9 protein-coding genes are annotated in these 12,575 nt (G+C 64.6%); 3 read left to right on the top strand and 6 right to left on the bottom strand.

Annotated elements, in window-relative coordinates:
* Window positions 1–116: 116 nt before the first annotated feature.
* From JQK88_RS25235 to JQK88_RS25210, 6 genes are all read right to left on the bottom strand, one after another.
* The gene (locus JQK88_RS25235) at window positions 117–1,628 is read right to left on the bottom strand and encodes an ABC transporter ATP-binding protein (RefSeq protein WP_203279785.1); all 1,512 of its coding nucleotides are present in this window, start codon (window positions 1,626–1,628) and stop codon (window positions 117–119) included.
* Window positions 1,629–1,891: 263 nt separating this feature from the next.
* Window positions 1,892–2,917, bottom strand: coding sequence for a BMP family protein (locus tag JQK88_RS25230; protein WP_203279783.1), 1,026 nt, complete (start codon window positions 2,915–2,917; stop codon window positions 1,892–1,894).
* Window positions 2,918–3,025: 108 nt separating this feature from the next.
* Window positions 3,026–3,973, bottom strand: a complete 948-nt coding sequence (locus tag JQK88_RS25225) for an ABC transporter permease (RefSeq protein WP_203279781.1) — start codon at window positions 3,971–3,973, stop codon at window positions 3,026–3,028.
* A gap of 2 nt (window positions 3,974–3,975) precedes the next feature.
* Window positions 3,976–4,953, bottom strand: a complete 978-nt coding sequence (locus JQK88_RS25220; protein WP_203279779.1) for an ABC transporter permease — start codon at window positions 4,951–4,953, stop codon at window positions 3,976–3,978.
* Window position 4,954: 1 nt separating this feature from the next.
* A complete protein-coding gene (locus JQK88_RS25215) occupies window positions 4,955–6,424 on the bottom strand; it encodes a sugar ABC transporter ATP-binding protein (protein WP_203279777.1) in 1,470 nt (489 codons plus the stop codon).
* Between the two features lie 46 nt (window positions 6,425–6,470).
* The gene (locus JQK88_RS25210) at window positions 6,471–7,484 is read right to left on the bottom strand and encodes an ABC transporter substrate-binding protein (protein ID WP_203279775.1); all 1,014 of its coding nucleotides are present in this window, start codon (window positions 7,482–7,484) and stop codon (window positions 6,471–6,473) included.
* 204 nt (window positions 7,485–7,688) lie between these two features.
* On the opposite strand from JQK88_RS25210, the gene JQK88_RS25205 reads away from it, so the two are divergent.
* From JQK88_RS25205 to zwf, 3 genes are read left to right on the top strand one after another with little or no spacing between them, the layout of a single operon-like run.
* Window positions 7,689–10,121, top strand: coding sequence for a glucan 1,4-alpha-glucosidase (locus tag JQK88_RS25205; protein WP_203279774.1), 2,433 nt, complete (start codon window positions 7,689–7,691; stop codon window positions 10,119–10,121).
* A 31-nt stretch (window positions 10,122–10,152) separates the two neighbouring features.
* The gene (gnd, locus tag JQK88_RS25200) at window positions 10,153–11,166 is read left to right on the top strand and encodes a phosphogluconate dehydrogenase (NAD(+)-dependent, decarboxylating) (protein ID WP_203279772.1); all 1,014 of its coding nucleotides are present in this window, start codon (window positions 10,153–10,155) and stop codon (window positions 11,164–11,166) included.
* A 22-nt stretch (window positions 11,167–11,188) separates the two neighbouring features.
* A complete protein-coding gene (gene zwf, locus JQK88_RS25195; RefSeq protein ID WP_203279770.1) occupies window positions 11,189–12,565 on the top strand; it encodes a glucose-6-phosphate dehydrogenase in 1,377 nt (458 codons plus the stop codon).
* Window positions 12,566–12,575: the final 10 nt, after the last annotated feature.

Genomic DNA, 12,575 nt, shown 5'->3' with positions numbered 1-12,575 from the left:
CCCCTCTCCCCGTCTCTATACGGGGAGAGGATGCCGGCAGGCAGGTGAGGGGCAGCGCTGACGGCCAAAGCACTATGTTGTGGGCAATATCCGAGGAAGTCAGCCAACAGCATTGTTCAAGCCCTCCCCTCCGCCCCGGTCATCAGCAGTCCGAGCCGTGCGATCGTGGCGTCAGCGCTGTCGAGCGTCCCGGCGATGCGGCCCTCATACATCACCGCGATGCGGTCGCAGAGCACCAGCAACTCTTCCAGATCCTCGCCGATGACGACGATGCCGCAGCCCTTGGCGCGCATGTCGAGGAACTTTTCGTGGATGAAACGCGCAGCACCGATATCGAGGCCGCGCGTCGGCTGCGAGACGATCAGAACCTTGGGGTCGAAGGCCAACTCGCGCGCCAGCAGCGCTTTCTGCAGATTGCCGCCCGACAGCGCGCCGGCGCGGGTCATCGGCCCGGGGCACCTGATATCATAGGCCTTGATCTGTTCTTCCGCGAAGGCGCGGATCGCATCCGGCTTGAGCAGGCCCTTGCTGCTGAACGCCGCTGTGCCGATGCGCGGCAGCACCATGGAATCGGCGAGCGGCAGATTGGTCACCAGCCCGGTCGTCATGCGGTCTTCCGGGATGCGGCCGAGGCCGAGCGCCTGCACCTCGCGCGGCGAAAACCGCGTCACTGCTTTGCCGGCTATCGTCATCTCGCCGGCATCAGGCACCCGTGTGCCGGAAATCACTTCGGCCAGCGCCCGCTGGCCATTGCCGGAGACGCCGGCAATGCCGAGGATTGCGCCGGCTCGCACCGACAGCGATATGTCGCGCAGCGGCGTGCCCGCGTGCCGTGAGGTGGAAATGCCGTCAAGCGTCAGCACTTCCGCGCCCGGCGTCGACGGCCCCCTTGCCGGCGGCACGATTTCGTGGCCGCACATCAGCTGTGCCATCTCAGACGACGTCGTGTTTGCGGGATCGTCAACGCGGCCGGCGACGCGGCCATGCCGCAGCACGGTGCAGCGATGGGTGAGCGCCCGCACTTCGTTCAGCTTGTGCGAGATGAAGATGATGCCCAGGCCTTGCGCCGCCATCGAACGCAATGCCGAAAACAACCCGTCGACCTCGCTCGGAGCCAGCACCGCCGTCGGTTCGTCGAGGATCAAGAGCTTAGCACCGCGAAACAGCGCCTTGACGATTTCGAGCCGCTGCTGTTCGCCGACCGACAACGCCGACACCGGCAAATCGGGGTCGAGCGTCAATCCATGCTGGCGGCTGATGTCGGACAACCGGGCAAGCCCACCGGTGCGATCGATGCGGCCGGATTTGCCTGATATGCCGATGAGCAGGTTTTCCAGAACCGTCAGCCGCGGCGCCAGATGAAAATGCTGATGCACCATGCCGATGCCGGCGGCCAGTGCATCGGCCGAACTGGTGATCCGCACCGGCTCGCCCTGGATGAGTATTTCGCCGGCATCCGGCGCATAGGCGCCGAACAGCACGTTCATCAACGTCGTCTTGCCGGCGCCGTTTTCGCCCAGCAGCCCGAGGATTTCGCCGGGTGCAACGCTGAGATCGACCGCCTCGTTCGCCTTGACGGCGCCGAAGCTCTTGGTGATGCCGCGCATTTCGATAAGAGGGGCGGACAAGGATGCTCCTGCGCTGATACCCCTCCCCCTCGAGGGGGTGAGGAGCGGTGGCTGAAGGCCACGAAAAGCCAATTGCTTGGCTTTTCGAGCTTCGAACGCCCTGAGCCGGCGAAGGGCCGGGCTGATAATCAGCGAGCCTTGCCGGGTCCCCGCTGCTTTGCAGCGTCCCGGCGTTCGCTGGCCTTTCATCGTGCCACCGGCACGATGAATTCGCCTGCGGCGAACCGGCTGCTCACCCCCTCAAGGGGGAGGGTACGCCGGCTCTAATCCGAGACCGGCGTATTCTCATCCACATCCACCCGGAAATTGCCTTCCAGGATCTCGGCCTTCTTCTTCTCGACCAAATCCTTCACATCCGCCGGCAGCGTCTTGTCGAATTTGTGATAGGGCGCCAGGAACGACCCGCCCTTGGCCATGCGCGAGAAGTCGCCATAGTCCTGCGCGGTGAAGACACCGGCCTTGACCAGTTTGATCGCCTGCTCGACCGTCGGATACATGTCCCAGACGGGGCCGGTGATGACCGTGTCGGGGCCGAGGCTCGACTGGTCGGACATGTTGGAGATGGCGAGGATCTTCTTCTCCACCGCCGCCTCGATGACGCCGAAGCGCTCGGCATAGATGACATCGACGCCGGCGTCGATCTGGGCGACCGCCGCTTCCTTGGCCTTGGGCGGGTCGAAGAAGGAACCGATGAAGGCGACCTTCTTCTTGATGTTCGGGTTGACCTCTTTGGCGCCGGCAAAGAAGGCGTTGACCAGCCGGTTCACCTCCGGAATGCCCATCGCCGCGACGGCGCCGATCGTGCCCGACTTGGACATCTTGCCGGCGATGATGCCGGAGAGATAGGCCGGCTCATGGATCCAGTTGTCGAAGACGCCGAAATTGGGTTCGGCCGGGCCGGCGCCGGAGCCGAACAGCCAGGCGGTCTTCGGGAACTGTTTTGCCGTGCGGCGCGATTCGCGCTCGGCGGCAAAGGCATCGCCCAGCACCAGCTGGTAGCCGCCTTGCGCATATTCGCGCATGACGCGGCTGAAATCGGCGGTCTGCACCTTCTCCGACCATTTGTATTCGATGCCGAGTTCCTTCTCGGCCTTCTGCAAGGCGACGTGGATCTGGTTGTCCCACGGCTCCTCGATCGGCGTGGCGAAGATCGCCGCCACCTTCAGCTTCTTGTCCTTGGCGAATGCCACACTGGGCAGCATGGCCGCAGCCAGCCCGAGTGCGCCGAGTTCCAACACGTCGCGCCGCGACAGGCCGGTCGATTGCGATTTGTTTTTCCGGTTTTCCATCTAGTGCCCCTCTGTTTGACAGCCGTGTCGAGCCGGCTGTTCTGAAATCAGACGCGGAACTATGGAACGGGTGCGGACTTTTGTCCACATGGTCAAATTTGGCGCGATTTATCGCGAGGCCTTCTCGCCACCGGCCACAGTGATGACACCGACGATGATCAGCCCGGTCAGCAACAGACGAACGCCGGCGCTGACGCCGAATGTGTTGAGCATGGTCAACAGCAGCACCAGGAACAGCGCCGCGCCCCAGACGCCTGGGACATTGGCCTTGCCACCGGCGACAGAAGTGCCGCCGATGACGACGACGGCAATCGAGGCCAGCAGGTACTCATTGCCGATATCGACATTGGCGCCGCGGAAATAACCGGCGAGCAGCGCACCGTCGATGCCGCCGAGCACGCCCGACAGCGTGTAGGTGAGGAAGCGGGTGCGGCCAACATTGACGCCAGCCAGCCACGCGGCGCGAATGTTCTGGCCGATCGCCAGCACCGAGCGGCCATAGATCATGCGCTGCAAGGCGATAGCCGCACCGATGGTGAACAATACGGTAAGGATCGCCAGAACCGGAATGCCCAGGATCTGCCAGTTGGCAAAATCGGCAAAGCCCGGCGGCGGCTTGATCTGCAGGCCGCGCCCATAGCTGATGTCGATCGACTGGATGATGAAGCTCGCCGACAGCGTCGCGATGATCGGCGGAATGCGCAGCGCCCAGATCAGCAGATAATTGACGGCGCCGATCGCTGCACCGCAGGCGAGCGCCGCCAGCAGCCCGACCACGATCATGGAATCGCTGCCATCCATCACCTTCATGGCGACGGCGCTGGCGAGCCCAATATTGGCCGGCAGCGACAGGTCGACATTGCCTGGCCCGAGCGTGATGACAAACATCTGGCCGACGCCGACGATGACGGTGAAGACGGCCAGCGACAGTGCTGCCGTGACCATGCCGCCGCCGCCATAGCCGCCGGTGAAGGAGATGGTCGCCAGCCAGACCAGCAACGCGCCGAGGAAGGACCAGATCCAGGGTTTGGCGGCAAGCGATTTCACAAATGTCATCGCTACCTCTCCCTGCGGCTGATCAGGACCCGAGCCGCCAGCACGATGATCAGGATGGCGCCGTTGGCGGCGACCTGCCAATCCGGCGGAATGTGCATGAAGGTGAGCAGCGGCGATGCGGCCAGCGCCAGCGTCAGCGCGCCGAGCACGGCGCCGATCGGCGACACCCGGCCGCCGACGAATTCGCCGCCGCCGAGAATGACGCCGGCGATTGCCAGCAGCGTGTAGCCATTGCCGATATTGGCGTCGGCCGAAGTGGTGATGCCGATCAGCGCCATGCCGGACAGCACGCCGAACAGGCCGGTCAGCGCAAACAGCACGATCTTGGTGCGCAGCAGCGACCAGCCGGCGCGCCTGAGCGCCGCCGGGTTGCCGCCCGAGCCGCGCAGGATGACGCCATACGAGGTGCGCATCAGGCCGAAATGCACGACCGCCGCGATCACCAGCGCGGCGATGATCGGAAATGGAATGAAGGGCGGCTTGAAGGACATCAGCGCCAGCAGCCAGTCCGGCGCCTTGCCGCCCGGCTTGGGCAGGACCAGAATGGCCAGCCCTTGCCAGACGAAGCTCATGCCCAGCGTCACCACAATCGACGGCAGGTTGCGCAGATGGATCAGCGCACCGAGCAGCGCATAGACGCCTATGGCGCCGATGAGCACAATCACACCCAGCAGCGGCGCATCCTTCAGCCATGTCGCGGTGACGCAGCCGACGAAACCGACAAAGGTGCCGATCGACAGGTCAAGCTCATTGCCTGATATAACGAACATCTGCGCGATCGTCGCCAGCGCGATCGGGATCGCCAGATTGAGCATCAGGCTGAAGCCGAAATAGCTGATGGCGCGCGGGTTGAGCCAGGCAATGGCGATGAGCACCAGCGCCAGCGACAGCGCCGGCAACAAGCTGCGCAGCAGTCGGGCCCGCGCGGCACTGCTGCGCGGCGAGGAAGTTGGGGTCGTACCGGGAGCGATTGCCGTCATCTCAGGCCGCATCGCCGAATGAGGACTGGATGATCTTTTCCTCCGTCAGTTCGTCGCGCGTCAGATTGGCGACGATGCGGCCATTCTTGAAGACATGGACGTGATCGCAATTGTCGAGCTCTTCTGTCTCGGTGGTGTACCAGAGGAAGGTGCGGCCCTTGGCCGCTTCCTCGCGCACGAGATCGTAGACTTCGAGCTTGGTGCCGATGTCGACGCCGCGCATCGGATCGTCCATCAGCACGATCTCAGCATCCGAGCCCAGTGCGCGGGCAAACAGCGCCTTCTGCTGGTTGCCGCCCGACAGCGAAAAGATGTTGTTGGTCATGTCGGGTGTGCGGATGCCGATTTTCTGCTTCCAGAATTCGGCAAGCTCGGCCTCGCGCTGCGGCGAGATCAGCAACCCGTTGCGCAGCCGCGCCAGCGAGCGGATGCCGATATTTTCCGCGATCGACCATTGCGGAAAGATACCGTCCGACTGACGGTCACCGGCCACCAGCGCCACCGGCGCGGCCACCTCGATGCCGGTCTTTCTGCGCGTAGCGGCGGCGAAGATCGCCAGCAGAAGATCGGTCTGGCCATGGCCGGCAAGCCCGGCAAGCCCGATGATTTCGCCGGCGCGAGCGACAAGCTCCCTGCCGTCCTCTTGCCGGGCAGGCCGCGCCCGCACCCTGATGGGGCTGTCCGCCGGCCTGGCGGCGGCGATCTCCGCCGCGATCTTCTCGCGTGCTTCCGCGCCGCCCATGGTCGCCACCAGCCGGTCGCGGTCGAAGGCCTTTGCCGCGTCCGTGGCAACGACCTTGCCATCACGCATCACCACGATGCGATCGGCATTCTGCAGCACCTCGCCCAAGACATGCGAGATCAGGATGCAGCTGCCGCCGGCGGCGACGAAGCGGCGCACGAAGGCCAGCAGTTGGCCGGCCGTGTGTGCGTCGAGCGAAGAGGTCGGCTCGTCGAGGATCACCAGGTCGAGCGGATCGCGCGTCACCGTGAAGGCACGCGCCACCTCGACCATCTGCCGCCGGCCGATCGACAGGTCGCCGGCAATGTCGTCGGCGGAAATGCCGTGATGCGGGAAAATTTCTTCGAGCTTGGCGGCGATAAGATTAGCGGCTTTGCGCCGCCAGCCGAGACCGGTCAGCGCTGGATGATTGATGCGCGTATTCTCTGCGATGCTGAGGTTCGGGCACAGCGACAGTTCCTGGAACACACAGCGTATGCCGAGTTTCAGCGCGCGCGCCACCGAGTAGTCGATTTCCGCATTGCCGCGCACCACGATCTGGCCGCCATCCGGCCGCAGCGTGCCGGCCACCATATGCATCAGCGTCGACTTGCCGGCGCCGTTATGGCCGACCAGCCCGACGCATTCGCCTGATACGACATGAAAGTCGACGCCGTTAAGGGCACGAACGGCGCCGAAATGTTTTTCGGCGCCGTTCAGCCTGATGATGTCGGTATTCGCCTTGAGCATGCTCAACGATATCCGGTTGGCAATGCGGACGGCAACCGGACTTGCATCACTTGATGTTGGCTTTGATCGCCGCGATGGCTTCTTCCTGCGTGTATTCGTGGGTGGCGACGCCACCCTCCTTGATCTTCGGCAGTGCTGCCTCGAAATCGTCCTGGGTGAAGGCCAGATACGGCACCAGGAGATCGTGCGGAATATCCTTGCGGCCGTCGAGCACTTGCTGCGCCACCCAGAAGGCGAGCGTCGACACACCTGGTGCGATCGAAGCCGACCAGGTCTTGTAGCCGTCCTTCTCCTTCTGCTCCTTCCACCATTTCAGCTCGTCCTGCCGATTGCCCATGATGATGGTCGGGCGCGGCTTGCCGGCGGCGGCGAAGGCTTGCGCGGCGCCATAGCCGTCACCGCCCTGGTCGACGATGCCGACGACATCCGGCAGCGACGGCAGGATCGTCGCGACCGCCTTCTGCGCCGTCGTCTGGTCCCAGTCGCCGGTCACCGAGCCGACGATCTTGAATTCGGGATGCGCGGCGACGCCTTCGAGGATGCCGGCATGGATGGCGTCGTCGATCGAAGTGCCGGCAAGGCCGCGGATTTCAAGCAGATTGCCGCCCTTGGGCTGGAACTTGGCCATCTGCTCGACTTCCTGCTTGCCCATATCCTTGAAGTCGACGACGACGCGATAGGCGCAAGGTTCGGTGACGATGCCATCGAAAGAGACGACGACGATGCCGGCGTCACATGCCTGCTTGATGGCGCCGTTGAGCGCATCCGGCGAGGCTGCGTTGATGACGATGGCGTCGTAGCCCTGCAGGATCAGGTTCTGCACCTGCGCTGCCTGGGTCGGCACTTCCTTGTCGGCGGTGGTGAAGATGTCGGCGGCGCCAACGATCTTGTCATCGACCGCCTTCTTGGTGACGATGCCGTAGCTGTCGAGCATCGCCTGGCGCCACGAATTGCCGGCGTAATTGTTGGAGAAGGCGATCTTCTTGCCGCTGGTGTCGGCCAGCGCCGTGCCCGAGGCGAGCATTGCCGCAAGCGCGCTCAGGACGAGCAGTTTCTTCATGTCATTATCCTCCCATGGATTGTCGGCCCCGCCGACTGTTGCTGATGGTTTTGGCGTTGGCTGCCTGTTTTTTATCTATTGTCAGACAAATGCAGATGCGCCCGCTTGTCAACTGCGATCGGCCCCCCTTTGGCGATCAACTTCAGGTGCGATGATTGAAAAGCCTTCATGTGCTGGTCTAGGGAAGGGTCCAGGAGACCATGCATGGCAGCGACGCCGCCGACCCTAGCCCCCAATGCATCCGAAAAAATGGGCGCGCCCGGAATTCCGGCGCGCTGGACGTCGAGCGCCAAGAGCGGCGTCGGCGCAGCGCTGTCGCCGGCGAGCCGCATCTGGTTCACGCTCAGCCACGGCATCGTCAACGAGGTCTATTATCCCGGCCTCGACAGCGCCTGCACGCGCGACATTGGGCTGCTGGTCACCGGCCCCGGCGGCTGGTTCTCCGAGGAGAAGCGCGACGCCACCCACGTCATCGCGCCGTTCGAGGACGGCGTGCCGGCATACCGGCTGGTCAACACCACCCTCCGTTACCGGATCGAGAAGCGCATCCTGGCCGATCCGGCGCGCCCGGCGCTGTTGCAGGAGACCAGCTTCACGCCGCTAGAGGGCAATGCCGCCGACTACCGCGTCTACGCCCTGCTGGCGCCGCATCTGGTCAATGCCGGCATGGGCAACACCGCATGGGTCGGCGAGCACAAGGGCAAGCCGATGCTGTTCGCCTCCGGGCGCGGCACCTGCCTGGCGCTCGCCTCGTCGCTGCCCTGGGGCGACTGCTCGGCCGGTTATGTCGGCTTTTCCGACGGCTGGCAGCAGCTCAGCCGTGAGGGCCGGCTCGGCCTATCCGGCCAAAGAGCCGAGGACGGCAATGTCGCGCTGACCGGCGAGATCGGTTTTTCCTCAGGCAACAACACGGCCCTGCTGGCGCTCGGCTTCGGTTCGACCCCCGACGAAGCCGCCGAAAACGCCACCGCCAGCCTGAAGCGCGGGTTTGAGCCGGCGGCAACGGCCTATGTCGCGAAATGGCGGAAATGGCAGGCCGGCTTGCTGCCGCTCGACCACCATGATGCATCCGGCCTCAACAGCTACCGTGTCAGCACCGCGGTGCTGGCGACGCACCTGTCGCTGGCCAGGCCAGGTGCTGCCGTCGCCAGCCTGTCGATCCCGTGGGGCTTCAGCAAGGGCGACGACGACCTCGGCGGCTATCACCTAGTCTGGCCGCGTGACCTCGTTGAAACCGCGAGCGGCTTCCTCGCCGCCGGCGACCCCGCGCAGGCGTTGCAGATCCTCACCTATCTCCGCTCGATCCAGCAGCCGGACGGCCACTGGCCGCAGAATGTGTGGCTTGACGGCTCGCCCTATTGGCCGGGCATCCAGATGGACGAATGTGCCTTCCCGCTGCTGCTGGCCGATGCGCTGCACCGTGCCGGACATCTGCCGCGCGCCAAACTCGCCGCTTTCATGCCGATGATCGAGAAGGCGGCGTCCTATGTCGTGCGCAACGGCCCCGTTACCGGGCAGGACCGCTGGGAAGAGGATGCCGGCTACAGTCCGTTCACGCTTGCCGTCGAGATATCGGCGCTGCTTGGCGCCGCCGATCTGTTCGAAGCCTCGGGCATGGCGGAGCCGGCTAACTATTTGCGCGAGGTCGCCGACTGCTGGAACGAGCAGATCGAGCGCTGGACCTACGTCAGCGGCACGCCGGAGTGCCAGAAGGCCGGCGTCGACGGCTATTACGTCCGCATCGCGCCAGTCGACGCTTCAGGCGCCGCAACGCCGAAGGACGGCTTCGTGCCGATCAAGAACCGGCCGCCGGGCGATACCGACAAGCCGGCCGAGGCGATCGTCAGCCCGGACGCGCTGGCGCTAGTCCGCTTTGGCCTCAGAGCCGCGGATGATCCGCGCATCGTCGACACAGTCACGATCATCGACGCGCAATTGCGCTGCGACCTGCCGCAAGGACCTCTCTGGTATCGCTACACCAGCGACGGCTATGGCGAACACGCCGACGGCGCGCCCTTCGATGGCACCGGCGAGGGCCGCCCCTGGCCGCTGCTCGCCGGCGAACGCGCCCACTACGAATTGGCCGCCGGAAACAAGGACAAGGCGGCGAGCCTGCTCAAGACATTCGAGGCGTCCGCCGGGCAAGGCGGCCTGCTGCCGGAACAGGTCTGGGACGGCGCCGATTTGCCGGAACGAGAATTGTGGCTGGGCAAGCCATCGGGCAGCGCCATGCCGCTGGTTTGGGCGCATTCGGAGCACATCAAGCTGTTGCGTTCGCTGCGCGACGGCGCCGTCTTCGACATGCCGCCGCAAGGCGTCAAGCGCTACATCGAGGGCAAGACCGGTTCGCCGCTCAGGATATGGCGCTTCAACAACAAGCTGCGCACGATGCAGGCCGGCAAGAGCCTACGCATCGAATTGCTGCAGCCGGCGCTGATCCGCTGGAGCGGCGACCGTTGGCAGACCATCCACGAAATCGACACAGCCGAAAACGCTCTGGGCGTTCATCTGGCTGACTTGCCGGTGGCCGATATTCCGCCGGGTAACACGATCATCTTCACTTTTTTCTGGCCCGACGGCGACCGTTGGGAGAATGTCGACTTCACCGTCGGCATTGAAAAACTAACTCGCCAGTAATTTTCTTTCCTCCAGCGACTAGGACAACGCCATGCAGATCGGAATGATGGGACTGGGCAGGATGGGCGCCAACATGGTGCGCCGCCTGATGCGCGACGGCCATCAATGCGTCGTCTACGACATCAACCCGGCAAGCGTTGCCGGCCTGGTCGCCGACGGCGCCATCGGCGCCGCCTCGATGGAGGAGTTTGTCGGCAAGCTGTCCAAGCCGCGCAGCGCCTGGCTGATGCTGCCTGCGGCAATCACCGGCAAGATCGCCGACCAGGTGGCAGCACTGATGGAGCCCGGCGACATCATCATCGACGGCGGCAACTCCTACTACCACGACGCGGTCGACCAGGCCGCCGAGCTTGCGGCCAAGGGCCTGCACTATGTCGATGTCGGCACCAGCGGCGGCGTCTGGGGCCTGGAGCGCGGCTACTGCCTGATGATCGGCGGCCCCGACGTTGCGGTCAAACATCTCGATCCGATCTTCGCCACGCTGGCGCCCGGCGCCGATGCCGGCGCCACGCCGGACAAGGCTGCAGGGACCGCGCCCTTCGGCTATCTGCATTGCGGACCGAGCGGCGCCGGTCATTTCGTCAAGATGATCCACAACGGCATCGAATACGGCGTCATGGCAGCCTACGCCGAAGGCATGAACATCCTGAAATCGGCCAATGCCGGCAAAAGGCAGCGCACGGCGGATGCCGAGACCAGCCCGCTGGAAAATCCGCAATACTACCAGTTCGACATCGACCTGCCGCAGGTCGCCGAAGTCTGGCGCCATGGCAGCGTCATCGTCTCATGGCTGCTCGACCTCACCGCCGGCGCGCTGAAGAGCGACCCGGGGCTGGCCCAGTTCGGCGGCCGCGTCTCGGACTCCGGCGAGGGACGCTGGACACTGAAGGCGGCGATCGACACCGGCGTGCCGGCGCCGGTGCTGTCCTCGGCGCTGTTCGACCGCTTCTCCTCGCAAGGCGAATCCGAATTCTCCGACAAGCTTTTGTCGGCCATGCGCTATGCCTTCGGCGGCCATGTCGAGAAGCCGAAGGCCGGCAAGTGAAGCCGACAGGGGAGACGAACGCATGAGCCAGGACCGGTCCGACACGCTGGTGCTCTTCGGAGCAACCGGCGACCTCGCCCACAAGAAGATTTTTCCGGCGCTTTACCAGATGGTCGCCAAGGGGACGCTGACCGAGCCGGTGATCGGCGTTGCCTTCGATGCCTGGGACATCAAGCAGTTGCAGGCGCGAGCCCGCGACGGCATCGTCAATGCCGTCAGCAAGATCGACGAAGAAGTCTTCGCCAAATTTGTCAACCTGCTGCGCTATGTCAGCGGCGACTATCGCGACCCGGCAACCTTCGAGAAGCTGAAGACCGCGCTCGGCTCGGCGCAGCGGCCGCTGCACTACATGGCGGTGCCGCCGACCATGTTCGAGACCGTGGTCCAGGGCCTGGAGCAGTCGGGCACCGCGCACGGCGCGCGGCTGATGGTGGAAAAGCCGTTCGGCCACGATCTGCAATCGGCGCGCTGGCTGAACCGGGTGCTGCATCTGGTGTTCGACGAGCAGTCGATCTTCCGCATCGACCATTATCTCGGCAAGGAAGCGATCCAGAACCTGCTCTATTTCCGCTTCGCCAATTCCTTCCTCGAGCCGATCTGGAACCGCAACTTCGTCGAGAGCGTGCAGATCACCATGGCCGAGGATTTCGGCATCGATGGCCGTGGCCGCTTCTATGACGACGTCGGCGCTATCCGCGACGTGATCGAGAACCATCTGCTCAACATCCTTTTGCTGCTGGCCATGGAGCCGCCGGTCGGCCGCTCCGCCGACGACCTGATCGACGAGAAGGTGCAGGTGCTGCGCGCCATCCGCACGCTGACCAAGGACGACGTCGTGCGCGGCCAGTTCACAGGCTACCTCGCGGAGCCAGGCGTGAAGCCGAACTCGCCGGTCGAGACCTTTGCCGCGGTGCGCTTCATGGTCGACACATGGCGCTGGCAGGACGTGCCGTTCTTCATCCGCACCGGCAAGAACATGCCGGTGCACGCCACCGAAGTGATCGTGCGGCTGAAGCGGCCGCCGCTCGACGTCTTCGATCCGATCAAGCCGGGCGATGCCAATTACGTCCGCTTCCGCATCGACCCGCAGGTGGCGATCTCGATCGGGGCGCAGCGCAAGGCGGCCGGCGACGACATGGTCGGCGAGCAGGTCGAGCTCACCGCGCTCGACGACTCGAAGGGCGACATGCCGCCCTATGAGCGGCTGATCGGCGACGCCATGAACGGCAATGGCCAGCTGTTCACCCGCCAGGACGCAAGCGAGCTTGCCTGGCGCATCGTCGGCCCGGTGCTGGGCGACACCACACCGCCGCACATCTATGAGCCGAAGACCTGGGGCCCGGCCGACGCCATGGCCAGCTTCGGCCCGCCCAACGGCTGGATCAATCCGACCAAGTGAGCGGAGGAAA

Origin of the sequence: Mesorhizobium caraganae, assembly GCF_016836705.1 — a bacterium.
GTDB lineage: Bacteria > Pseudomonadota > Alphaproteobacteria > Rhizobiales > Rhizobiaceae > Mesorhizobium > Mesorhizobium caraganae.
Note: the sequence above shows the minus strand (reverse complement) of the source record. Positions and strands in the feature narration are given on the sequence as shown.

What these genes read in the sequence shown, in the direction of transcription:
- JQK88_RS25220 (WP_203279779.1), bottom strand. Translation starts at nt 4,953, where the DNA reads ATGACGGCAATCGCTCCCGGTACGACCCCAACTTCCTCGCCGCGCAGC.
- zwf (WP_203279770.1), top strand. Translation starts at nt 11,189, where the DNA reads ATGAGCCAGGACCGGTCCGACACGCTGGTGCTCTTCGGAGCAACCGGC.
- JQK88_RS25230 (WP_203279783.1), bottom strand. Translation starts at nt 2,917, where the DNA reads ATGGAAAACCGGAAAAACAAATCGCAATCGACCGGCCTGTCGCGGCGC.
- JQK88_RS25215 (WP_203279777.1), bottom strand. Translation starts at nt 6,424, where the DNA reads ATGCTCAAGGCGAATACCGACATCATCAGGCTGAACGGCGCCGAAAAA.
- JQK88_RS25205 (WP_203279774.1), top strand. Translation starts at nt 7,689, where the DNA reads ATGGCAGCGACGCCGCCGACCCTAGCCCCCAATGCATCCGAAAAAATG.
- JQK88_RS25225 (WP_203279781.1), bottom strand. Translation starts at nt 3,973, where the DNA reads ATGACATTTGTGAAATCGCTTGCCGCCAAACCCTGGATCTGGTCCTTC.
- gnd (WP_203279772.1), top strand. Translation starts at nt 10,153, where the DNA reads ATGCAGATCGGAATGATGGGACTGGGCAGGATGGGCGCCAACATGGTG.
- JQK88_RS25210 (WP_203279775.1), bottom strand. Translation starts at nt 7,484, where the DNA reads ATGAAGAAACTGCTCGTCCTGAGCGCGCTTGCGGCAATGCTCGCCTCG.